Annotated in this window: 18 protein-coding genes; 8 read left to right on the top strand and 10 right to left on the bottom strand. The window is 62.9% G+C overall.

The annotated features are described in order from the left end of the window. Nucleotides 1-72 precede the first annotated feature (72 nt). The 5 genes from JMJ95_RS09550 to JMJ95_RS09530 are packed head-to-tail and all read left to right on the top strand — an operon-like array spanning nt 73 to nt 7609. The gene (locus tag JMJ95_RS09550; RefSeq protein ID WP_290684835.1) at nt 73-567 is read left to right on the top strand and encodes a TRAP transporter small permease; all 495 of its coding nucleotides are present in this window, start codon (nt 73-75) and stop codon (nt 565-567) included. 1 nt (nt 568) lies between these two features. Continuing rightward, nucleotides 569-1855 (top strand): TRAP transporter large permease, encoded by a 1287-nt coding sequence (locus JMJ95_RS09545; RefSeq protein WP_290684834.1) that lies wholly within the window; start codon nt 569-571, stop codon nt 1853-1855. A 4-nt stretch (nt 1856-1859) separates the two neighbouring features. After that, nucleotides 1860-3068, top strand: a complete 1209-nt coding sequence (locus tag JMJ95_RS09540) for a four-carbon acid sugar kinase family protein (RefSeq protein WP_290684832.1) — start codon at nt 1860-1862, stop codon at nt 3066-3068. A gap of 5 nt (nt 3069-3073) precedes the next feature. After that, a complete protein-coding gene (gene pdxA, locus JMJ95_RS09535; protein WP_290684830.1) occupies nt 3074-4078 on the top strand; it encodes a 4-hydroxythreonine-4-phosphate dehydrogenase PdxA in 1005 nt (334 codons plus the stop codon). Nucleotides 4079-4093: 15 nt separating this feature from the next. Then, nucleotides 4094-7609 (top strand): DEAD/DEAH box helicase, encoded by a 3516-nt coding sequence (locus JMJ95_RS09530; protein ID WP_290684829.1) that lies wholly within the window; start codon nt 4094-4096, stop codon nt 7607-7609. A 35-nt stretch (nt 7610-7644) separates the two neighbouring features. Here the strand turns inward: JMJ95_RS09530 and JMJ95_RS09525 are convergent, their stop codons facing one another. The 3 genes from JMJ95_RS09525 to JMJ95_RS09515 are packed head-to-tail and all read right to left on the bottom strand — an operon-like array spanning nt 7645 to nt 10883. Continuing rightward, on the bottom strand, nt 7645-9084 hold the full coding sequence (locus tag JMJ95_RS09525; protein WP_290684827.1) for an FAD-linked oxidase C-terminal domain-containing protein: 1440 nt from the start codon (nt 9082-9084) through the stop codon (nt 7645-7647). Then, nucleotides 9081-10085, bottom strand: coding sequence for an electron transfer flavoprotein subunit alpha/FixB family protein (locus JMJ95_RS09520; protein ID WP_290684825.1), 1005 nt, complete (start codon nt 10083-10085; stop codon nt 9081-9083). Before JMJ95_RS09520 ends, JMJ95_RS09525 begins: the two co-directional genes overlap by 4 nt. 12 nt (nt 10086-10097) lie before the next feature. Next, the gene (locus JMJ95_RS09515; RefSeq protein WP_290684823.1) at nt 10098-10883 is read right to left on the bottom strand and encodes an electron transfer flavoprotein subunit beta/FixA family protein; all 786 of its coding nucleotides are present in this window, start codon (nt 10881-10883) and stop codon (nt 10098-10100) included. Between the two features lie 915 nt (nt 10884-11798). Here JMJ95_RS09515 and JMJ95_RS09510 point away from each other — a divergent pair. After that, on the top strand, nt 11799-12995 hold the full coding sequence (locus tag JMJ95_RS09510) for a M20 family metallopeptidase (protein ID WP_290684822.1): 1197 nt from the start codon (nt 11799-11801) through the stop codon (nt 12993-12995). 66 nt (nt 12996-13061) lie between these two features. Here JMJ95_RS09510 and hutH read toward each other — a convergent pair whose 3' ends face one another. The 3 genes from hutH to ftcD are packed head-to-tail and all read right to left on the bottom strand — an operon-like array spanning nt 13062 to nt 16758. Then, nucleotides 13062-14606: a histidine ammonia-lyase gene (gene hutH, locus JMJ95_RS09505; protein ID WP_290684820.1), complete on the bottom strand. Its 1545-nt coding sequence runs from the start codon at nt 14604-14606 to the stop codon at nt 13062-13064. After that, nucleotides 14603-15844 (bottom strand): imidazolonepropionase, encoded by a 1242-nt coding sequence (hutI, locus tag JMJ95_RS09500; protein WP_290684818.1) that lies wholly within the window; start codon nt 15842-15844, stop codon nt 14603-14605. Before hutI ends, hutH begins: the two co-directional genes overlap by 4 nt. Continuing rightward, the gene (gene ftcD / locus JMJ95_RS09495; protein ID WP_290684816.1) at nt 15841-16758 is read right to left on the bottom strand and encodes a glutamate formimidoyltransferase; all 918 of its coding nucleotides are present in this window, start codon (nt 16756-16758) and stop codon (nt 15841-15843) included. Before ftcD ends, hutI begins: the two co-directional genes overlap by 4 nt. Nucleotides 16759-16982: 224 nt before the next feature. Here ftcD and JMJ95_RS09490 point away from each other — a divergent pair, with 224 nt between their 5' ends. Then, on the top strand, nt 16983-18737 hold the full coding sequence (locus JMJ95_RS09490) for a type I restriction-modification system subunit M (RefSeq protein WP_290684814.1): 1755 nt from the start codon (nt 16983-16985) through the stop codon (nt 18735-18737). Next, nucleotides 18734-19342 (top strand): virulence RhuM family protein, encoded by a 609-nt coding sequence (locus JMJ95_RS09485; protein WP_367153790.1) that lies wholly within the window; start codon nt 18734-18736, stop codon nt 19340-19342. Before JMJ95_RS09490 ends, JMJ95_RS09485 begins: the two co-directional genes overlap by 4 nt. On the opposite strand, the gene JMJ95_RS09480 is transcribed toward JMJ95_RS09485, so the two are convergent. From JMJ95_RS09480 to JMJ95_RS09465, 4 genes are all read right to left on the bottom strand, one after another. Then, nucleotides 19279-19632, bottom strand: coding sequence for a hypothetical protein (locus JMJ95_RS09480; protein ID WP_290684863.1), 354 nt, complete (start codon nt 19630-19632; stop codon nt 19279-19281). The genes JMJ95_RS09485 and JMJ95_RS09480 overlap by 64 nt on opposite strands. Before the next feature lie 283 nt (nt 19633-19915). After that, nucleotides 19916-20110, bottom strand: coding sequence for a hypothetical protein (locus JMJ95_RS09475; RefSeq protein ID WP_290684812.1), 195 nt, complete (start codon nt 20108-20110; stop codon nt 19916-19918). A gap of 188 nt (nt 20111-20298) precedes the next feature. Continuing rightward, nucleotides 20299-20742 (bottom strand): VOC family protein, encoded by a 444-nt coding sequence (locus JMJ95_RS09470; protein WP_290684811.1) that lies wholly within the window; start codon nt 20740-20742, stop codon nt 20299-20301. Beyond that, entirely contained in the window at nt 20739-23537 is a 2799-nt protein-coding gene (locus tag JMJ95_RS09465; RefSeq protein WP_290684810.1) for a diguanylate cyclase, read from the bottom strand. Before JMJ95_RS09465 ends, JMJ95_RS09470 begins: the two co-directional genes overlap by 4 nt. Nucleotides 23538-23856: the final 319 nt, after the last annotated feature.

Below are 23856 nucleotides of genomic sequence, written 5' to 3'. Positions count from 1 at the left end.
TCCGGAGCGCCCCGTGCTTTTCGGCCTCGCCTGAGGGACGCAGGCGAGAGGGTATTTAACAGGGGGTCCGCTATGCGAAAAATCTTCGACAATTTTGAGGAATACGCCCTACTTCTGCTCTTTCCCCTCATGGTGGCGGTGGTCTTCACAGCCACCCTTGCCCGGTACCTGAACCTCTTTCCCATGTTCTGGGGCGAGGAGGTGGCCCGGTACATCATGGTCTTCATGGCCTACATCGGTGCGGGGCTCGGCATGAAGAGAGGGGCCCACGTGGGGGTCAGCTTCTTCACCGACCGGTTCCGGAGCGTCGGAATCCGCCTCTTTCTCGAAGGATTCCGCCTCGGCGTCATCGTCCTCTTCTGCGGGATGATCATGTACTACTACAGGAGCATCATCACCCACCAGATTTCCATGGGGCAGACCACTCCCGCCCTGTATATCCCCATGTGGATTCCCTATTCCGCCGTCCCCCTCGGGATGTTCCTGGTGGCTCTCAGGGCCGTCCAGGCCTTTCGGGAAACGGCAGCGGCCATACGGGCTTCCGCCGGGACCCCGGAGGTGAGATAGCATGGCAACGATCATGTTTTCCGTCCTCATTTTCCTCATCTTTCTGAACATTCCGGTTGCGGTGAGCATCGGGCTCGCCTCCATAGCCGGGATAACCTTCGGGAATCTTCCCCTCAACCCGGTGGTGGTGGCCCAGCGCATGTTCACCTCCGCCGACTCCTTTCCCTTCATGGCCATCCCCTTCTTCATGCTCGCGGGAGGGCTCATGGAACACGGCGGCATCTCCCGCAGGCTGGTCAGGCTGGCCTCCGCCATGGTGGGGGGGTACAGGGGTGGACTGGGGCTCATCACCATCCTGGCGAGCGCCTTCTTCGGCGCCATCAGCGGATCGAACCCCGCCACGGTGGCCGCCATCGGCGGCATCATGGTTCCCTCCATGATCAAAAAAGGCTATCCGCCGGCCTTCGCCGCTTCCATCGCGGCTGCAGGCGGAACCCTCGGTGTGGTCATTCCGCCGTCCATTCCCATGATCACCTTCGGCGTGGTGGCCGGGGTCTCCATCGGGGATCTCTTCCTCGCTGGCTTCGGCCCGGGGCTCCTCCTGGCGGTGGTGCTCAGCCTGGTGGTAGTGATCCAGTCCGCCCGGCTCGACATCCCCAGGGAAGAACCCCGCACCCGGGGGCAGCTGTTCTCCGCCGTGAAGGATTCCATCCTGGCCATCATCATGCCCCTGATCATCCTCGGCGGCATTTACGGCGGCATCTTCACCCCCACCGAGGCCGGCGCCGTGGCTGTCATCTACAGCCTCCTGATCAGCGCCTTCATCTACCGGGAACTGGACCTGAAGACCATTCGGACGGTGATCATCAAGGCCGGAATCAGTACGTCGGTGGTCTTTTTCGTCATCGCCACGTCCCAGTCCATGTCCTGGCTCATCACGGTCAGCAGGGTGTCGGCGGAGATCGCGGCCTGGATCGTCTCCATCTCATCGAATCCCTTCGTCCTGATCACCCTGATCAACGTGATCCTCCTCTTTCTGGGCATCTTCCTTGAAACCCAGGCCATCATCCTGCTCATGGCGCCCCTGCTCCTTCCCATCACGGCGTCCATAGGGATGGACCCGCTGATGCTGGGCATCATCATGGTGGTGAACACATCCGTGGGCATGATCACCCCGCCCATGGCGGTGAACCTCTTCGTGGCCGTCTCCCTTGTGAAAGACTACAACGTGCGCCTCGAGGACATTACCCGGAAGATTTTCGCCTTCCTCGTGGCCGAGATTTTGGCCGTCATGCTCATCAGCAACTTCCCGGTCTTCTCCATCGGTATCCTCCGGCTGGTGAAGTAGAATCATGAGAAGTTTTGCCGCCCTCTGCGACGACCTTACGGGATCGTCGGTCCAGTCCATCCTCCTGAAGGACAGGGGGCTTTCCGTCCGGCAGATCATCCGCCCCTCCGGGGAACTCCCCGTCCCGGAAGACGGGGAGGCGCTGGTGATCAACTGCGACACCCGTAGGCGCTCCCCGGCGGAGGCGAAAGAGATCTTCCGCCGGTTCGCGGCTCTCCTGCCTCCTTCGACGGGAATCGGGAAGCGGATCGATACCACCCTGAGGGGGCACCTCTGCGACGAGACGGCGGAACTCCTCTCCGCCAGACCGGGTGCCCTGGCCCTGGTGGTTCCCGCCTACCCAGCCTCCGGGAGGACCACCGTGGGAGGCTACCATCTCCTCGGCGGCTCCCTCCTCGAGCGGACCGAAGTGGCCCGGGACCCCATGTGGCCCGTGTCGTCAAGCTACGTCCCCGGCTATTTTTCCGGGAGATTTTCCTGCGGGCTCATCGCCATGGAAACGGTGAAACTGGGCCCCGAAGCCGTCGCCGAAGCGCTCTCCGCCCTTGTTTCCGACAGGGTCAGCGTGGCGGCGGCGGACGCCATGACGGCTGAGGATATCGAGATCCTGGCCGAAGGTGCCGTCTCCGTGGCGGCAGAGATCATTCCCGTGGACCCAGGCCCCTTTACCGCCGCCTTCCTCGGCCGGAAACTCCCCGGGAGGAATGCCGGGACCGTCCTGGCGATCATCGGAAGCACCTCGGAAAAAACAGCCCGGCAGATCGCCTGGACGGAAGGAAAACTGCGCTGTGCCCGGTTTACCCTGCTGCCGGGCGAGCGGACCGCGGACGCCCTGCCGAGGCTTCGGGCCTTTCTTGCGGACCTCCCGGACAATGCGGATTTTCTGCTGATCCGCCCCTCCCCGGAGATCGTCAGGGGCTCTGAGAACACTACCGCGGCAGTGCTCGCGGATCTCGGACGGGAGGCCTTCCGGTTACTGGGAAGGAAAATATGCGGTATACTTCTCTCCGGAGGCGATACCGCCGCCATGTTTTTCGAGGGTTCCGGCGCTGCATCCCTGGCTCCGGGAGAGGAGATCCAGCCCCTGATGATGGGCGGACGGATTCTCGACGGGGAGTTCGCCGGGCTCTCGGCGGTGACCAAGGGCGGCCTCATAGGCGAGGAGGACGGCGTCTACAGGGCCGTCCAGTGGCTGAAAAAGGAAAGGACTTGATTGCAATGAAACCTACAGTGATCGCGGTACCCATGGGTGACCCCGCAGGGGTGGGCCCTGAAATCGCCCTTCGGGCCATAGCCGACCCGGACGTCTGGAAAGAAGGCGTGCCGCTCCTCATCGGCGACCTCACCGTCCTGAAGGCGGTGAGCGAAAAGCTCTCCCTTCCCGCGACGCTCCGCAAAGTGAATGAACCTTCCGGCATTTCAGGATCCCCTGACGAACTTCCCGTGATGGATCTCGGCATGATCCCTGACCTGGGGGCCCTTCCTGCGGGAAAAGTGTCCGCCCTGGCCGGGAAGGCGTCGGTGGCCTACATCAGGAAAGCCGTGGAACTCTGCATGTCCGGCGCGGCTGCGGGGGTGGCCACCACCCCCATCAACAAGGAAGCCCTGAAGGCGGCGAAGGAGCCCTACATCGGGCACACGGAGATGCTCGCCGAAATGTCCGGAGTGACGAAAAGCTACACCATGTTCATGGTGGACAAGCTCCGCATCCTCTTCCACAGCCGGCACCTCTCGCTGAAACAGGCCATCGATGGGCTGACCACGGACGGCGTGATCCATTCCATTGAAACGGCGGCGAAATGCCTGGCCTCCATAGGCCTTCCCGCCGGTACCATCGCCCTGGCCGCCCTGAACCCCCACGCCTCCGACGGCGGGCTCTTCGGCGACGAGGAGGCCCGGTACCTCGTGCCGGCCGTGGAGGAAGCCCGGAAACGGGGCATCAACGTGGTGGGTCCCGTCCCGGCGGACAGCGTGTTCTACTTCGGTCTCCAGGGAAAATACGACGTGGTGGTCTCCCTCTACCACGACCAGGGGCACATCGCCTCCAAGACCTATGATTTCTACCGGACGGTAAGCGTCACTTTCGGGCTCCCCTTCATCCGGACTTCGGTAGATCACGGCACTGCCTTCGACATCGCCTGGCAGGGTATCGCCAATCCGGTGAGCATGAAGGAAGCCATGCTCGCCTGTTTCCGCATCGCCCCCCTCTACAGGCCGTTTTAAAAGGAGACCGCGCCGGTGACCGAACAGAACGGCCGGGGCCTTTCCGGGGACGAACTGCGCATCCGGGCGGCCGAGACGGCGTACCTGAGCGGGAAACTTGATGCGGCAGCAGAGATGGTCTCCGGGGATATCCTCTCCCCGGAGGTTTTCTCCGTCCGGGGAATCCTCGCCTTCCTCGGCGGACGGCGGGCAGAGGCCCTGGACCTTTTTGAGCAGGGGCTGAAGCGCCTCCGGAAGGAACAGCGTTCCCGAAAAATCTGTTACGCGCCCTTTTCAGGAGTGTTCCACCCCCTGCTCCTCCTTGCCGGGGGGGAGTTCAAGAAGGCATCCTCCCTGTTCTCCGCCGGAGTGGAACAGAGCTCTTACGCCCCGCTGTACGCCCTCTTCCGATTTCTCGCCGACTACAGGGCCGGAAAGGGAAGCGGCTCCTTCTTCTCCGTCTATTCCCCAAAGGTGCTGGAAAAGCAGGGCTATTCTCCTTCCTTCCTCTTTTTCGTAGCCCTTTGCGTCACCTGGAGCGCCCCCGAAAGACTGGACGAATACCGATCTCTTTTCGAAAAGGCCCTGGACGGCCTTCTCGAAAACGGAGGGCTGCACCTCCTCGTCACGGAGCTCGGGGAGATTCTCGGCCTCCCGGTGGAGAATCCTGTCGCCAGGGATCTCCCCCTCCACGAAATTCTCCCCCGCCGGGAAAACTGGATGCTGGCCCTCTCAGCCCTGTCGGCCCTCGGAGAGACCGGAGGGAACGAGGAGAAGCGGGCCAGGAGGCTGCTGTGGGAAGCCGACTGGGAGAGCGACGACGGAGGAATCATCCGGTCCGTCACCTTCACTCCCCTGGAGCAGGTCCTGCAGCCCTCGGGAAACTGGAGCAAGGGACGGCCCGTGGCCCTGAAACGGCTTCGGAACGACCTCGTCCGGGAGGACTGGATGACCCGCCAGGATACGGCCGCCGCCGGGGCGGTCAGGGAGACGAGCGGTTACGAGGGATGGTATTACAAGCGGTGGTTCGAGTTCGACCAGGCCAAGGTTCTGAAGGCTCTCGCCGGGCACCCGTCCGTTGTCCGGGCCGACGACGGACGGCCGGTGGAGATCGTGGCCGAGCCTCCCGCTGTGGAGACCGAAACCCTCCCGTCCGGCGTGCTCCTCCGCATGGCGCCCCATCCGTCCGAGGGTCCCTTCCAGGGGCTGGTGGCGATCGAAGAAGGGCCGGAGCGGATCCGTACCGTCGTATTCGAGGAAAAACACCTGGAGATAGCCCGGATTCTGGGCGAGAAAGGGATCCCCGTTCCCACGGAAGGGAAGACCGAAGTCCTTCGGACCCTCGAGGCCCTGGCGCCCCTTGTTCCCGTGAGTTCCGGACTGGACGGTCCGGGGGATCTTCCCGGCGTTCCGGCGGACGAACGGATCTTCATTCAGCTCGCTCCGGGGGGAGATGGCTTCACCGCAGCCTTTTACGTCCGGCCTCTCGGTCCGGGAACGCCGGTCTCCCGCCCGGGGGTGGGAGGGAAAGCCGTGTTCGGCCTGTCCGGAGGGAAGAGGCTGAAGACTCTCCGTTCCCTCGAGGAGGAGATCAGGAGGGCCGACGAGGTCCGGTTGCTCTGCCCCGCCCTTGGGGAAGGAGAACAGACCGACGAGTACCGGTGGATCCTCGATTCCCCAGAACTCTGCCTCGACTTTCTCCTCCAGGCCGGAGAGCTCGGGGGACGCGCCGTGATCGAATGGCCCCGGGGAGACCGGCTGACAATCCGAGGAAAGGCGGGCGCCTCGTCCGTCAGGGCTTCGGTCCGGTCAGTGAAGGACTGGTTCGCCCTTTCGGGGGAGATCCGGGTGGACGAGGAGACGGTGGTCTCCCTCCGGGAGGCCTGCCGCTTGGTCTCGGGAGGAGGAAGCCGCTTTCTGCCTCTCGGAAACGGGGAATACCTCGCCCTCACCGAGGAACTCCGCAGGAGCCTCTGGGACCTGGAGGCCTCGGGGGACTGGAAGGGAAACGATCTCCGGTTCTCCCCCCTCTCGGCTCCTCTGGTGGAACGGTTCGCATCCGGGGCGGAGGATTTCTCCGGTGACGGCGAATGGCACAGAAGGCTCGCTCTCGCAGCGGAGGCCGAACGGCTGAACCCGGACCTTCCCGCCGCCTTCCGGGGTGAGCTCCGGGACTACCAGGCCGACGGGTTCCGGTGGATGCTCAGGCTCGCAGCATGGGGAGCCGGGGCCTGCCTTGCGGACGACATGGGGCTCGGCAAGACCGTCCAGGTCCTCGCCGCCCTCCTTTCCCGGGCCTCCGGGGGCCCCGCCCTGGTGGTGGCCCCCGTGTCGGTCTGTCCGAACTGGGCGGCCGAGGCGGCCCGGTTCGCTCCCTCCCTGAGGGTAAAGGAGTACCGGAACGGCGACAGGAAGAAGCTTCTGGAGAACTTGGAGCCCTACGACGTGGTGACGGCCAGCTACGGTCTCCTCCAGCACGACGGGGCTCTCCTCGAGTCGGTGCGGTGGCATACCGTGGTCCTCGACGAGGCCCAGGCAATCAAGAACAGCGGCACGAAAAGGTCCGCCGCCGCCATGAAGCTCCAGGGAGATTTCCGGGTCATCACCACGGGAACGCCGGTAGAAAACAATCTCGGCGAGTTGTGGAACCTCTTCCGCTTTCTCAACCCCGGCCTGCTCGGTTCCCTGGACGGCTTTACCAGGCGCTTCGCCGTCCCCATCGAAAAGTACGGGAACAAGGGGGCGGCGGCACGGCTGAAAAAGCTCGTCCGGCCCTTCCTCCTCCGGCGGACCAAGGACCAGGTGCTCAGCGAGCTTCCGCCCAAGACGGAGATCGTCCTGAGGGTGGAGATGACCCGGGAGGAACGGGCAGTTTACGAGGCCGTCCGCAGGGAGGCGGCCGGAAAGATCGAATCCGGGGGAGACGGACGGGACAAGCGGTTCGTGGTCCTCGCCGAGCTCATGAGGCTCCGGAGGGCCTGCTGCAGCCCATCCCTCGTCCTGCCGGAGAAGGGGGGACTCCCCTCCTCCAGGCTCGAGGCCTTCGGCGAGATCCTGGAGGAACTAAGGGCGGGGGGACACCGCTGCCTGGTTTTCAGCCAGTTCGTGGACCATCTCTCCATAATCCGGGGGTACCTCGACGGGCTCGGGGTTTCCTACGCCTACCTCGACGGCTCCACTCCGTCCCGGGAGCGGGAGCGGCAGATCGCCTCCTTCCAGGCGGGAGAAAAGGAATGCTTTCTCATCAGCCTCCGGGCGGGGGGAACGGGACTGAACCTTACCGCAGCCGACTACGTGATTCACATGGACCCCTGGTGGAACCCCGCCGTGGAGGACCAGGCCTCCGACCGCGCCCACCGCATCGGCCAGGAGCGCCCCGTCACCGTCTACCGGATCGTGGCGAAGGACACGGTGGAAGAAAAGATCGTGGACCTTCACGGAATAAAGCGGGAACTTGCGGAAAGCCTCCTGGAGGGGGCTGAGGGAGCGGCCCGGATCTCCCTGGAGGAGATGGCGGCCCTCATCCGGGACAACCGGACGGGAGAAGAGTAGAAAAGGCGCCCCGTTTCCGGGGCGCCTTTCGTTTGCTATTCTCCTCTTCCGGGGCAGGAAATCATCTTTCCCGGGTTCAGGATTTCGTTAGGGTCGAAGGCGAGCTTTACCCGTCTGATAAGCTCCATCTGGGCGTCGTCCATGACCCGGCACATGTACTTCTGCCGCTTGAGGCCGATGCCGTGCTCTCCGCTCAGCGTCCCGCCGATGGAGGCGGTGAAGTCGTAGAGTTCGTCGAGAAGGGCGTCGATGATGTGGTGCCAGTCCGGCCGCTCCTCGGGGAAGAGGAGGTTCACGTGCATGTTCCCGTCCCCCACGTGGCCGAAGTTGGCCTCCTCGATGCTGTATTTTTCGCAGAGCCGGGTGGTCTCCGTCATGAGCTTCGGTATCTCGCTGGTGGGCACCACCAGGTCCTCCAGGCTGTACTTTGGGTAAAAGGCCATGATGGCCTCGGCAAGGCACTTCCGGGCTTTCCAGAGTTTGTCGCTGGTGGTCTTGTTGTCCGCCACGAAGACCTCCAGCGCCCCGTGGGCCAGGCACAAGTCGCCGATGCGCTCCATGTCGTCCGCCAGCACGTTCGGGTCGTTCCCCTCGAGCTGGATGACGAGATGAGCCCCGGCGTCGTCGTAGGGGAGGGCCGTGTTGAGGAACCGCTCCGCCAGCCGGATGGACTTGCCGTCCATGAACTCGATGGAAGACGGGATGACCTTCCCCTCGCTCTGGATCCTGGGGGCGAAGTCGATGGCCGAAGCCACGTCGGGGAAGGGGACCAGGAGGTCAACCACCTTGCCGGGCAGGGGTAGGAGCTTGAGGATGATCTTCGTCACCACCGCCAGAGTCCCCTCGGACCCCACAATGAGATGGGCGAAGTCGTACCCCGTTGCGTCCTTCCGGCGCTTCCCCCCGAACCAGGTGACCGTCCCGTCGGGGAGCACCGCTTCCAGGGCCAGTACGGAATTGCCCGTGGTGCCGTACTTCACCACCTTGTTCCCCCCGGCGTTTTCCGCCACGTTGCCGCCGATGAACGAGGCGTCGCCGCTGCAGGGGTCGCCCGCGTAGAGCAGCCCCTCCTGCCGGGCCGCTTTCGTGATTTCGGCGGTCACCACCCCGGGCTCCACGGTGATGGTGAGGTTCTTTTTGTCCAGCTCGAGGATCCGCCGCATCTTCTCGAAGGAAAGGACAATCCCCCCGGCAAAGGGCACGGCCCCGCCGGAAAGCCCCGTGCCCGCCCCCCTGGGCGTCACGGGGATGCGGTGCCGGTCGGCGTACTTCAGAACAGCCGACACGTGCTCCGTGGTCTCCGGGAAGACTACCGCCTCGGCGATATACTCCCGGTCCCAGGAGAACCGGGGCACTTCGTCGTAGGAGTAGGCAATGCGCTTCTCCATGTCCACCGCCACGTTGGATTTTCCCACTATGGCCGTCAGGTCCAGAACGGTCCGCTCCGTCACGGGAGAATAGTTCGCCGGGGTCATTCCGCGCCCACCTCTTTCCTGATCCGCTCCGTGAGCCGGGGGAGAATGTCGAACAGGTCGCCGCAGAGTCCGAGATCGGCCACCCGGAAGATGGAGGCGTCAGGATCCCTGTTCACCGCCACCACGTAGCCTGCTGTCTGCATTCCCGCCAGGTGCTGCACCGCTCCGGAGATGCCGGCGGCGATGTAGACCTTCGGCGCCACCACCTTGCCTGAGAGGCCCACCTGGTGGGGGTAGCCCATCCACTTGGCATCCACGGCGGGCCTGCTGGCGCCCACCCCTCCGCCGAGGAGGGCCGCCAGCTCCTCCAGCATCCGGAAGCTCTCGGGGCGCTTCAGCCCCTTGCCCCCGGAGACCACCACGTCGAGGTCCTGGATGTTGGAACCGCCGTCCTCCGCCCGTTCAAAGCCGAGGTTGACCACCCTTGACCCGAACAGCTCCGAAGGGATCTCCGGCCTGACCACTCCGCCTCTTGACACGGCCTTCGACCGGTCCCGAGCCCGGAAAGTCCGGGGCCGGACGGTGGCCATCTGGGGACGGCGCATGGGGGTCTTGATCGTGGCCATGACGTTGCCCCCGATGGCGGGCCGCGTCTGGAGCAGCAGTCCCGTCTCCCGGTCCATCTCCAGCCCTGTGCAGTCGGCGGTCAGCCCCGTCTCCAGCTCTGCGGCCAGGGCGGGCATGGTGGTCCGCCCCGACGTGGTGGCAGGGGCGAGGACCACGTCCGGGGCCTCCTGCCGCAGGAGATGGGCCAGCACCTTCACTTCCGCCTCCTGGTTGAACATGGACAGGGAAGGGTGCTCCACCGTCATCACTCGGTCCGCGCCGCCCCGGAGAAGGGCCTCCGGATCGTCGGCGAGACCGCCGGAAAGAAGTACCGTCGTCACCGTGCCGCCGCAGGTATCCGCCAGATCCCCGGCTTTTCCCGTCAGCTCGAAGGTCACGGAATGGATATGGCCGTCCCGGACCTCTCCGAGAACGAAAAACTGTTTTTCCGTCATCTGCCGTTCCCCCTAAATGACCGCCATGTCCCGGAGGACGGCCACGAGGCGCTCGATGCCCTCGTCGATCCGCTTCTCGTCGAACATTTCCGTCGTTCTCGATATGGTCGGGTAGGAGATCTTCACCACCCGGGTGGCCGACCCCCCGAGCCCCGTTTCTTCCGGAGAGAGCCCTATGGAGGCTATCCCCTCAAGGGGAATCTCCGTCCGCCTGGCCCGCTTCTTTCCCGCAAGGGTGGGCATGGAAGGCTCGTTCAGTGCGTGGAGGACCGTGAGCAGGCAGGGGAATGGCAGGTACTGTCTCTGGATCCCCTCCTCCACCGTCCGGGCGACCTCCACTCCCCCGCCGGCAAGGGAGACGGCACTCACGTAGGTGCTGAAGGGAATGCCCAGCAGCGCCGCCGTCTCCGGGCCCACCTGCCCCGTCTCGCCGTCGGTGGCCTTCTCGCCCGCGAGGACGAGGTCGAAGGGCCCGGCTTTCTTCACCGCCGCGGCAAGCACCTTGGCGGTGGCCCAGGTATCGCTGCCCGCGAAGGCTCGGTCGGTGAGGAGCACTCCCCTGTCGGCCCCCATGGAGAGGCACTCCCTGAGGGCTTCATCGGCCCGGGGAGGCCCCATGGTGAACACCGTGACCTCCCCGCCCGCCGACGACCGGAGATCGAGGGCGGCCTGGAGGGCGTTCAGGTCGAGAGGGTTGACGATGGCTCCCATCCCTTCCCGCACCATGGTCCCCGTCTCGGGATCCATGCGCACGTCGTCGGAATCGGGAACCTGCTTGATCAGCACTGCGATTTTCACGTACTAAAACCTCCTGTCAAAATTCATCCGCCGAAAAAGAGCGGGACCTGCCGCAGGCAGTGCGGGGAAACCCCGCGGCCTGCATCTCTCCGAATTTACCGCCGCTGTTTTTCCCAGGCGGACCCTGTCGGCCGCCGAGAGAGTGTACCGTCCCGAGAGTCCATATCCTTCTCCAGGCCGAAGACGGGATCCGCGCCGTTGAGGAGGGCCTTGCAGTCGTCGTCGGCGATTCGTTCGAAAGTGAGGATAGAGCGGGGAATGTCTCCCCCCCCCGGACTTTTCAACACGCACATTGAAGGAAATCGTGTCCGTGCTACCTTCCGACGCCACGTTCAGCACCACGGCGCCGCCCTTCCTCGTCAGGCTCCCGAGGACGGCCTCACCAAGATGCCGCTGCCCGTCGGGGGAAGAAAGCCCGAAGCAGGCTCCCGCAAAACGAAGATCAAGACCAGCGCATCCCGTTCGTTTCACCCTTCTTCCTCCTCTGCCGGGAACACCCACGAAAAATCCCGGCGGCTCCGGGCTCACCATTTTTCTTTTTTTCGGCAACGGGATGGACAGGGGCGCAGAAACCCCTTCATGGCGATACTATATCACAGGGAAGAAAACCCCGCACATGAGAGCCCGGAAGGCGCCACGGAAGCAATGTTTCATTCGGAAACATCATTTCGGCAATTCCTGCTTATTTTCATAAAAGTGAAATGTTTTGTTATTATCTATAAAAATACTTGCTTGACTTAACAGCAATTTTGTCCCTTCAGAAAACGGCGGCCATGCCTCTCAATACCGGATTCCACAGCAAAAGCCCCTTCTCCTGGGGAAGACAATAGTCCCTTGATTTCCCCCGGAAAGGGTGGTAGTGTGTATTTTGTATTTTCGGCAGACTAACTTTGAGTGAACGAGGTGACCTTTTCAATGCTCGAAAAGATCAAGGCGCTTGCGGCATCGTCAAAAAACGAAACCATGGCCCACAGGCATCATTTTCACACCCACCCCGAGATCGCGTGGCAGGAGGTCGAAACCACCAAAACTGTGGTGGAAGCCCTTAAAGCCATAGGATGCGATATCGTGAAGGTCGGCTTCGACGGCACGGAGTGCGGCGTGGCGGCCGACCTCCGGGGGGGAAAGCCCGGAAAGTGCGTGGCCCTTCGGGGCGACATGGACGCCCTTCCCCTGAACGAGGACAACGACCTTCCCTACAGGTCGCAGAAAGACGGCGTCATGCACGCCTGCGGCCACGATGCCCATACGGCCATGCTCCTCGGGGCGGCGAAGGTGTTGTCCGCAATCAGGGATGAAATTCCGGGCACGGTGCGCTTTCTGTTCCAGCCCGCCGAGGAGAGCGGCCTGCAATCCGGCGCCAAGGCCATGGTGGAAGAAGGGGCTCTCCAGGGCGTGGACGCAGTGGCGGGCATCCACTGCTGGTCATCGACCCCCACGGGAACGGTCCTGTACCGCTCCGGCCCCATCATGGCGGCCGCGGACGGCTGGTACCTCACCCTGAAGGGGAAGGGTGGCCACGGCTCCACCCCGGAGCTCTGCATCGACCCCACCATCACGGCGGCGAACATCGTGCTCAACCTCCAGGCCATCGTCGGCAGGGAAGTGAGCGCCAGAGAGACTGTCGTGGTGAGCACCGGGACGGTGAAGGCGGGGCACTCCGTCTTCAACATCATCCCCGACTCTGTGGAGATGAACGGCACGGTCCGCTCCTTCAACCCCGCCGTCCAGGACCACGTGGAATCGGCCATCCGCAGGGTCATCGCCGGGGCATGCCGGATCGGAAGGTGCACCTTCGAGCTGGATTACAAGCGCTTCATCCCCGCCACCATCAACGAACCGGCGGTCACGGCCGTGGCGAAGGACGTCTTCGACGAAGTGTTCGGGCCGGAAAACGTGAAGGAAACGCCTCTCATCATGGGCTCCGAGGATTTCAGCTACTTCCAGCAGAAGGTCCCCGGCACCTACTTCCTCCTCGGGACGGGCAACCCCGGCAAAGGAACGGACAACGCCCACCATCATCCGAAGTTCAACGTGGACGACGACGCCCTCCCCGCCGGAGTGGCATCCCTCGCAGGTTTCGCTTGGACCTGGCTCTCGAAGAACGCCTGATCCGGAGGCGAAAAACTCAGTAAAAACGGGGGAAGTCCCAAGGGCTTCCCCCGTTTTCAATTTTTCTCAGCGGAGGGGGCCTATGGCCTCCTCCACCGCTTTTACCACCGCTCCCCGGACCACCAGGGCCTCCACCCTCTCGATGAGGGGCTGGAGGAATTCGTCGTGCTTCAGGTAGGGAACGGCCCCCCGGACGCAGTCGTGGGCCGCCGTGGTCCCCGCGCCGGGCTTCAGCAGGCGGCTGAAGTCCAGGGCCTGGGAGCCCGCCAGCAGCTCGATGGCCACCACCTTCCGGGCGTTGTCCAGGATGGAGAGCCCTTTGCGGGCGGAGTAGGCGCCCATGGAGACGTGGTCCTCCTGGTTGGCCGACGTGGGGATGGAGTCCACCGACGAGGGGTGGGCGAGTACCTTGTTCTCCGACACCAGGGCCGCCGAGGTGTACTGGGCGATCATGAAGCCGCTGTTCAGGCCGCTGTTCTCCACGAGGAAGGGAGGAAGGCCCGACAGGCTCGTGTCCACAAGCCGTGCCTGGCGCCGTTCGGAAATGCTCGCCAGCTCCGCCACGGCGATGCCGAAGAAGTCCATGGCCAGGGCGAGGGGCTGCCCGTGGAAATTGCCGCCGCTGATGGCCACGCCGTCATCGGGAAAAATAATGGGATTGTCCGTGACGGAATTAACCTCCACCTCGAGGACTCCCCGGACGTAGCCGAGGGCGTCCCGGGTAGCGCCGTGGACCTGGGGAACACACCGGAGCGAGTAGGCGTCCTGCACCTTTCCGGACCTGTACTTTTCCAGTATTTCGCTTCCCTCGATGAGCCTGCGGATGTTCTCCGCCACCATCCCCTGGCCGTTGTGTGGCCGGAGGGCGTGGGTCCGCGGGTCAAAGGCGAAGGGAACGCCGTGGAGGGCCTCGATGGAGAGCGCCGCGGCAATGTCCGCCGTCTTGGCCAGGTTTTCGGCGTCCAGCAGGGCAAGCACGGCCATGGCTCCCATGGAGGCCGTGCCGTTGTTCAGGGCCAGCCCTTCCTTGGCCCCCAGCTGCACGGGAGCGAGCCCGGCCATCTGGAGCGCCTTCGCTGCCGCCATTGTCCGCCCCCTGTACCGCACCGACCCGTGGCCGATGAGGGGGAGGGCCAGGTGGGAAAGCGGGCACAGGTCACCGCTGGCGCCAACCGATCCCTGGCAGGGAACCACCGGATGGATGCCCAGGTTCAGCAGGGCGACAAACTGGTTCAGAACGGCGAGGCTGATGCCCGAGTGCCCCCGGACAAGGCTGTTGATCCGGAGGAGCATCATGGCCCTGGTGATGTCCTCGGGGAAGGGGGCCCCCACGCCGCAGGCGTGGCTCTTCAGCAGGTTTTCCTGCAGCAGCCGCCGGTCTTTCCGGGAGATGTTCACCGACGCGAGGTCGCCGAAGCCGGTGGTGATGCCGTACACCACGTCGTCGGAATTCTCCCAGGCCCTGACCGCCGCCGATGATGCCTCCACCCTCCGGATGGTTTCCTCGTCCAACTCCACCGTCCAGCCCTTTCGGGCGACGTTCGCCACGTCCTCCAGGGTGAGGGACATACCGTCGAGGCGCACTTTCCTGTTCTTGTCCGCCGTCCTCACCGGATCTGCTCCCCTTTCTTGCAGACCCCTTCCACGGCCGGGACACCCGCATGATAGGCGAGAACGGCCGGGGTCTCCCCGTCGAGGAGAAGAAAATCCGCCTGCTTTCCCGCCTCGAGGGTTCCGCAGACAGCCCCCATGCCCACGGCGCAGGCGCTGTTCTTCGTGGCGGCCGTCAGGGCCTCTTCCACTGTGAGCCCCATGGCCATCACCGCAAGCCCGAAGACGAAGGGCATAGACTCGGTGAAGGACGACCCGGGGTTGCAGTCCGTGGCCAGAGCCACCGGAACCCCGTGCTCGATCATGGCCCGGGCACGGGCGTAGGGTTTTCTCAGGCTGTAGGCCGTGGCCGGAAGGAGAATGGCCGTGGTCCCGCTTTTCGCCAGGGCGCCGATCCCCTCGTCGCTCACGGCGAGAAGGTGCTCCGCCGAGACAGCCCCCATGCGGGCGGCCAGAGCCGCACCGCCGGTGTCGTGGACCTCGTCGGCGTGGACCTTCAGGCCGAGGCCCCTCCGGGACGCTTCAGCGAGGATCCGCTCCGTCTGGGCAGCGGAGAAGACACCTTCCTCGCAGAACACGTCGCAGAACCGGGCGATTCCCTGCTCCTCCACCGCCGGGAGCATCTCCTCCACGAGCAGGTCCACGTACCCGTCGCCGTTGCCCCGGTACAGCTCGGGAACGGCATGGGCGCCCATGAAGGTGGGCACCACGTCCAGGGGAGTCTCCCGTCCCACCCTCCGGATCACCGAGAGCATGCGCAGCTCCGTCTCCGTGTCCAGCCCGTAGCCGCTCTTCATTTCCACCGTGGTGGTCCCCAGAGAGAGGGCCGAGAGAGCCGACGCCAGGGTGTTCTCGAACAGGTCGTCCTCGGTGGCCTCCCGAACGCTCCGTACCGAGGAGAGGATTCCCCCTCCTTTCTGGAGGATCTCAAGGTAGGGAGTCCCCGCGAGGCGGAGGGAAAACTCCTCCTCCCGCCTCCGGGCGAAACACATGTGGGTATGGGGGTCAACGAAACCGGGGATGACGCACCGCCCTCCGCAGTCGATCTCCTCGTCGAACTCCCTGCCGGAGAGGGACGAAAGAATTTCCTCTTCGGGGCCCACGGCCTCGATCAGGCCGTCCCGAACCACCATGGCACCCCGGGGGAGAAAGCGAAGGGCTCCCTGGTCCTTCCCCGCCGATGGCGAGGACCCCTCCGGGGTGTAGATCCTGGCGTTCCGCACAAGTTTCGTGATCATTCCGCACCATCCCCCATTCCGAGCAGTTTCAGCTCCAGCACCTGGTCAGGGTCAAAATCCTTCACCTGGAGATAGTAGGCCGCGCTGTCCAGAAGGGCTTGGGCGGGGATCATGCCGTAAATCTCCGTTTCCACCACCTCCACGCCCCAGCGCCTGGCCTCCATGCGGATCAGCTCCAGCACCCTGTAGAGGGCGTTCTTCTGATAATCCACGATGTTCATGCTCACCTGGGTCATGCCCCGTTCGGAAAGGGCCACGCCCATGCCCTTCACGTGGCAGAAGCCGCCGCTCGACGCCCGGACGAAGGTGCCGATCTTTTTCGCGATCTCCTCGTCGGCGGTGTTGAGGTTCACGTTGAAAGCCACGAGGAACTGCCGCGCTCCGATGACCGTGGCCCCCGCCGTAGGGTGAAGGGCCGGGCCGCCCACGTCGGGCTGCCGTTCCGGAGTGACGGATTCCGCTTTCAGCACCTCGTACTGACCCTTGCGGATCACCTCGAGGCGCTTCCGCTCGGGGCGCTTCGCCGATTCTTCGTAGAAATAGACGGGAATGCCCAGCTCGGCGAAGTAGCGCTCGCCGAAGGCGTGGGATAGGGCGACGCACTCCTCCATGGAAATTCCCCGGATGGGCGTGAAGGGGATCACGTCCACCGCCCCGATCCTCGGATGGGCACCCTGGTGGGCGTTCATGTCGATGGCGGCCATGGCCGTCTTCGCCGCGCGGAGCAGGGCGTCGGTCACGGCTTCCGGCTCGCCCGCAAGGCTGACCACGAGGCGGTTGTGGTCGGCGTCCGCCCGGTAATCGAGAAGGGAGCACCCCTTCACTCCCCGAAAATTGGCGGCGATGGACTCGATGACGTCCTGCCGCCGTCCCTCGCTGAAATTCGGAACGCACTCGATAAGTTTTCCTGCCATGGGAACGACCTCCCGGTCCGGAGATGATATACTGCTCACGAGCATTATAACATTGAATTTTGTACAACCTGAAGAGTGAAAGCGGAGAACGCGGGAAAAAATCCTCTTCCGGGGCAGTTTCAGCGGGGTGAAGAGCCTGGCGGGGCAAGAAATAATGTAATATTTAAAATTATTGTTATCTGCTAAAAAATGATATAATAAAGCAAGGGTGCGGAAAGAACCCAATGACGCCCGGCCGAGGCACGGCCCCTCGGCACCTTTCCGGAGTCGGTCCGGAAGCCGCCGCATCCTCCGGCCGAAAAGAAAAGCGTAAAAACGGCAATACCCCATCTCGCAACGCCGCTCTGGACCGAAATACCTGCGGCATCGTGAAATTCGCACCCTACAGCCCCGAAGAAGGAAGGACGACCACGACCGACAACAAAAAAGAGCAGGAACGGGCGGAACTGCACCGGACGATATGGAACATCGCCAACGACCTTCAGGGCAGCGTGGACGGGTGGGACTTCAAGCAGTATGTCCCCGGCATGCTGTTTTACCGGTACATATCGGAAAACCTCACGAACTACATAAACCGCGGCGAACAGGAAGCCGGGAACCCGGTCTTCGACTATACGAAGCTCTCCGACAACGAAGCGGAAGAGGCCCGGGCGGATATTGTCCAGACCAGGGGCTTCTTCATCCTGCCGAGCGGCCTGTTCCGGAACGTACGAAAAAAGGCGGCGGCGGACGAAAACCTCAACGAGACCCTGGAAAAAGTTTTCCGAAGCATCGAGACTTCCGCGCAGGGCGCCCCCAGCGAGGAGAACTTCAGGGGCCTGTTCGACGACATCGACGTGAACAGCAACAAGCTCGGGCCGACGGTCGCAAAGAGAAACGAAAAGCTCATCAAGCTCCTGAACGGCGTGGGCGACATGAAGCTCGGCGACTACAGAGACAACACCATTGACGCCTTCGGCGACGCCTACGAGTTCCTGATGGGCATGTACGCCTCAAACGCAGGCAAGAGCGGCGGCGAGTATTACGCCCCCCAGGAGGTCAGCGAACTCCTCACCCGCATCACCCTCACGGGGAAAACCGAAGTGAACAAGGTGTACGACCCGGCCTGCGGCTCCGGTTCCCTTCTGCTGAAATTCGCGAAAATCCTCGGCAAAGAAAACGTCCGCCTCGGCTTCTTCGGCCAGGAGATCAACATCACCACCTACAACCTCTGCCGCATCAACATGTTCCTCCATGACATCGACTGCGACAAGTTCGACATCGGGCACGGCGACACGCTGACCGATCCGCTCCACTGGGACGATGAACCCTTCGAGGCCATCGTCTCCAATCCTCCCTACTCCATCAAGTGGGACGGAGACGCCAACCCCCTTCTGACCAACGACCCCAGATTTTCGCCCGCGGGGGTGCTCGCCCCCAAGTCGAAGGCGGACCTCGCCTTCATCATGCACAGCCTTGCCTGGCTTGCCGCCAGCGGCACGGCGGCCATCGTCTGCTTTCCGGGCGTCATGTACCGGGGCGGCGCGGAGCAGAAGATCCGCAAGTACCTCATCGACAACAACTACATCGACTGCGTGATCCAGCTTTCCGACAACCTGTTTTTCGGCACGAGCATCGCCACCTGCATCATGGTGCTGAAAAAGTCCAAGACCGAAAACAGCACCCTGTTCATCGACGCCTCGAAGGAGTGCGTCAAGGTCACCAACAGCAACAAGCTGACGAAGGACAACATAGCCGCCATTCTCGCCGCATACACCGAACGGTCGGATGCCGACCATTTCGCGAAGCTCGTTCCGAATTCCCGCATCGCGGACCAGGACTACAACCTGTCCGTGTCCACCTACGTGGATCATCGGGACACCCGGGAAGCCCTCGACATCACCGCCCTCAATGCAGAGATCGAGGAGATCGTGGCCCGGGAGCAGGTGCTGCGGGAGGAGATCGCACGAATCATCGCGGAGATCGAGGTGGGAACATGAACAGGGATTTTCAGTTTCTCGTATATCGTTCTGCGAACGAGGATGTCTCCGTAAGCGCGCTCATACAGGATGAGACTGTCTGGCTGACTCAAAAGGGAATGGCGGCGTTGTTCGGTGTAAATATTCCCGCTGTGTCAAAGCATTTACAAAACATTTACGAAGAGGGCGAATTAAGCAGAGACGCAACTGTTTCCATTCTGGAAACAGTTCAAACCGAGGGCGAAAGAACAGTCAAGCGAAATGTCGATTTTTATACCCTTGACGCCATCATTTCTGTGGGATACCGTGTGAGCTCTGCGCGCGCGACCCATTTCCGCATCTGGGCTACCGGGGTGGTCAAATTTCGGCTATCCCTGGTGGTCCCTAAATCCGCAGGCAGAGGGAGTGTCGCCGGGCATAAGGTGAATTCGCCCTTCCCCAGGGGCGAAGAGATTATCCCCTGGGGAAGGGCGCCTGAGGTGAGTGAAACCGACATGGATGTCGGTTTCACAAGCAGGCAGCCGGCGAACGCAGGGAGCCGCGGGACTCGCTTCGGCAGTTGTCAAGGACGACAATCTGCACCCCCCCCCGCCCAAACGTTCCCCGGTGACGCTCCCGCTGCTTGAAAAACCTGCGGATTTAGGCCACTGAGCGCAAAGCCGGGCAATCCACGAAGACTATAGGCGTCCTTGCACTGAGGAAAAAGCGTGCGGATATGCTCCTCGATGTCGTACTCCGACAGGTAGGCGTCGATCTCGTACTGGCTGAGAGTGGAGGTGTGGAGGTCCGCTGCCTGCTTCAGATTGCAGAAGCTCTCGAGGAAGGCGGGCTCGCCGCAGATCCAGGCAACCCGGAGCCCTGGGCAGAATATCTTGGAGAAGGTGCCCAGAACCACCATCTGTCCCTTCGTGTCCATGGACTTCAGGGAGGGGGCGTGGTTCCCTCGAACCGGAGTTCGCCGTAGGGGTTGTCCTCCACCACGAGGATGTCCGGTCTCCATGAAGGCCTTCCGCCGTTCGAGGGACCAGGTTTTCCCGGAGGGGTTCTGGAAATCGGGGATCACGTAGATGTCCGTTGATCTCGCTTTTCCCTATTATAGTACAGCCGGAACCAGTCGATTCCCGCCATGTCCGGCTCGGTGACAGGTCGGGAGTCCACCTCTTTCTTTGCGCCGTTGAATCCGCGGCTTGATGGTCCTTTCAGTCTCCGTGAGCGCCCAGAACGTGGAGCAGCGCCAGGAGCACTCCCCCGAGGGCGCAAACCTTGTGGGTCAGCAGCACCTTCCGCCCGGGGAATACCTTCCTGAGCTGCCGTCCGAATAATCCGGTGATCACTGCAAGAGCGACAAGCAAAAAAGCGCCGGCGCCTGTGGCCAAGTAATACTGTCCGAGCATGTTCTTTCCTCCTTACTCATGTCGTGTCGTGTCGTGCTTTCGGTGAGCCTGTGGGGACGGACCGGCGAGGGGACTTATTCTGTGGACGGGGGAAAGCGGGAACGCATCGGCGAGGCCCGGACGGAGCCCCTCGTCCGTTTTCCGGAGCGGGACCGGGAGAAATACCCCTCTCCTCCGGCCTGTCCAGCCTAGACGGAAACCTCCGATGAAATAATTTCCAGGGTGTTGTTGTCGGGGTCTTCCACGTAGACGATCTTCTTTCCCTTGTTGGATCCGCCGGGGATCACATTGACCCCGCCGGGGAAGACCGCGCCCGCTTCCTTGAGGCGGTCCGCCAGGGCGTCGAAATCATCCGCGATGAAACATACGTGGGCGCTTCCGGTATTGTTCGTGGAGGTGTCTATCTTGACTCCCTTTCCGCCCGTGTATTCCACGAGCTCGAAGGATGCGTTGGGCAGAGTGAAGTAGGCGACCTTCAGGCGAGCACCGGGAACGCCGGTGACACCCTCGGAATAGGCCGGGTCCCGCTCCCATATTCCTTCGAGTGTGAGACCGAGGACGTCCCTGTAAAACGCCACGGACCTCTCGATATCCTCCACCGTAAAACTTGGATGATGCAGCGACAGGATCATGCTGTTCCCGCCTTTCGTCTCGTCTTGTTTTCGTACATCCTGGCGTCGGCCGTTCCGATGACCGCCACCAAGTCGTCTCCGTCGCCTGGGCAGGACGCGATGCCGTAATCCAGCACCACCGACGCGACCACCCCTGGAATCTTCAGAGCGGCAGCCCGCTCCTCCATCCGCCGCACAGCGGCGGCGGCTTGGTCGACTGTTACGTCAGGCAGGTAGAGAAGGAACTCGTCCCCACCATACCGTCCTATCATATCACATGTTCTCAGGTTCGCGCTCATGAGGGAGGCCGTTTCTTTGAGCACCTCGTCTCCCGCCACGTGACCGAAGCGGTCGTTGATGCTCTTGAAATCTCCCAGGTCCACCAGCACCACAGCGCCCCTGCCGCCGCTCCGGGCAATCCTGGAACTTTCCTCCTCCAGGCGGCGCATGATGTACCTGCGGTTCCACACTTGGGTAAGGGGGTCGATGAGGGCCTCCCGGCGCCTTTCCGCCATCAGGTTGTTCAGTACCCAGAAGGTGGCGCCGTGTTCTGCCGTGATTTCCAGAATTTCCTTTTCCGAAGAGGAAAATCCTCTCTCGTTGCAGGCGGCGAGGACGGCGAACACCTGGCCGTTGAAGGACATGGGCACCGCAAGGGTCGCCGATCCTTCGTCTCCTTCCCGTTCGACGGACATTCCTGTCCGGAGGGCTTCGCCCGCATCGTCGGAAAGGCAGAGCAGCACGTCGTCTTCGCCGGCCCCTCCGGAATACCCCGCCAGGAGCACCGGATTCTCGCCTTCCTTCTCTCCGGGGACGAAGATTCCCACCGTGGGGAAACCAAGCTCGGATCCCAGGATGCCGACTATCTTCCCCGAGAGTTCACCGTTCGTCCGTTCCGCCGCCATCTCCCTGACCACCCGGTGGAGAAAGCCGAGCTGGCCGGCTTTCCTGTCGAGCTCCGTCCGGGCTTCCAGCTCCTCCAGGTGGAGGGCGACATAGAACCCCACGAGAGCGAGGAGGTCTCTCTCCCGTACTCCGAAGGCGTACTTGGCGGCACTGTCCAGGCAGAGCACTCCCCAGTCCTTGCCTTTGTAGGAGACGGGAACGGCCACAAGAGACCGGGCTTCGTCGGAATGGGGAACATACCAGGGATCCATGGCCAGGTCGCCGGCGATGTAGGGTTTGCCCGTCCTGAAAACATGCCCCACGATGCCCTTCCCCTCCGTGCAGAAGTCGGCCTGGCCCGTCCTTTCCATTTCCCCCAGGGCGTCCAGGGTGGTGTACCGGGGCTCATGGCAGTCCCGGATGCAAAGAAAAAGATTCCTGAAGGTGATAATGGCCGGGAGGGAAGCGAACAGGGCCCTGTGAATTTCGGCGGGCGTGTCGGCCTCTGCGAAGAGGGTGAAGAGGTCCAGAAGCATCCTCTGGTCGGAAGCGAGTTTTTCCAGTTCTGCCTTTTGGGCCTCCAGGGCGGCGGCGCTCTGTCTCAGAAGGTCTTCCGCCCGCTTCATCCCGGAAATATCGGTGATGAGCGCCAGAAGGGATCCGGCGGGAAAGGCGGGGGCCGCTTCCAGGACGGCAAGGGACACATCCCCCCAGAAGGTGAGCCCGTCCGCCCGCAGGAACCTGACCTCGGCCCTGCCGTTCTTCTCAGGGAGGGCCTGCCGGAGTTCCTCCCGTCCCTGGCCCGGGCCGGGTGCGACAAGGTCGAAGATGGTCTTCTGCCGCAGCCGTTCCTGCGACAGGCCCGTCATGGCCTCCCAGGCGGCGTTGCATGAAAGAAAGGCGCCCTCCTCCCCGAGGATGGCGATTCCCGACGAGGCTTTATTGAAGACTGCCCGTAAGGTGGATTCTCGTCTCAGGATTTCCTCCTGCCGCTGTTTTCCGGTGAAAAAGACGCCTCCGAGCACGACAAGGAGAACAAGAGCCCCCACAAGCAGGTTTCTCTGGGTTCTCAGGTCCCTGAGGGCCGCGTCCACCTCGTCTCCGGGAGACGCCGAAACGACGGAAAGACGCTTCCCCCCCATCCGGAGGGTGTTCCAGGCGACAAGCAGCCTTTTCCCGGTTCCCCCGCCGGGAAGATCCAGGCTGCTCTTTCCCGACACGGCCCCGGAAACAATCCTGCGGATACTCTCCAGTTCAGGGGAGTCCTCCCTGAAGATCCCTTCTTCCTGTCCGTTCGATGAGGAACCGCCGAACCACACCAGGGAACCATCCTCGGAAAGCACCAGGGAGATGGCGTTCCTGCCCGTGGCCAGAGGAAGAACATACCGGGAAAGAAGGGGGGAGAGGTCCACCACCGTGAAGAGCACTCCCCGGAGGGTCCCCTGGGATAGAAGTCCGTCTGAAAAAAGGGCCATCTGCCACCTGGAGGTCGCCTTCACGGTTCCCGACAGCGCTCCTGCCTCCTCCGGCGAAAGAGGACCGGGCCCGAGGCGGGAAGCAGTCTCCTCGGCAAAGGCCCGGCCTTCATTTCCGGCCGGTGTGGAGCGGAAGGCCGGGACAGGGGTGCGGTCCTCTCCGGGGTCGGCGGGAAGGAAATAAAATCCGAGCACTTCCGGCATGTTGTACACCATGGGCTGAAGGTATTTCTGAGCTTCGGCCGGGGACAGGTCCCCGCTGAGGAGACCGGGAAACACGTGGTTCAGAAGGAAACGGGCGGAGACGTCGACGGAGGAAAAACGGTCCTCGGCAGCAAGGCGGGCAAGGGTCGCCAAGAGAAACTGGCGGTCGTTGATGGCTTCTTCCTGCCGGGCGACCGCCCGGGCGTCAAGGTAAAACAGCACAGCCACGATGCCGGCAGCCGCAAGGAGCACTATTAAGACGGCCCGCCGAAAAGGATCAAAACGTTCCTTCCTCAAAGGAAGGGAGAATTGGCTGCGTGTTCGCCTCAAGGCCCTGTTCTCCTGATTCTTTCGGATGTATGTAATTGGTACATTATACCAAAGAACGGGTTTTTATTCCATTTTGCATTGTTCCCCTAAATCCGCAAGGTCTTTCAGGCCGAGGGAGCGTCGCCGGGCATAAGGTGAATTCGCCCCGCCAGGGGCGAGAAACCGACATGGATGTCGGTTTCTCAGGCAGGCAACCGGCGAACGCAGGGAGCCGCGGGACTCGCTTGGGCAGTTGTCAAGG

Origin of the sequence: Aminivibrio sp., assembly GCF_016756745.1 — a bacterium.
In the GTDB taxonomy this organism is placed as follows: domain Bacteria; phylum Synergistota; class Synergistia; order Synergistales; family Aminobacteriaceae; genus Aminivibrio.
This window is presented reverse-complemented; position numbering and strand designations above follow the sequence as displayed.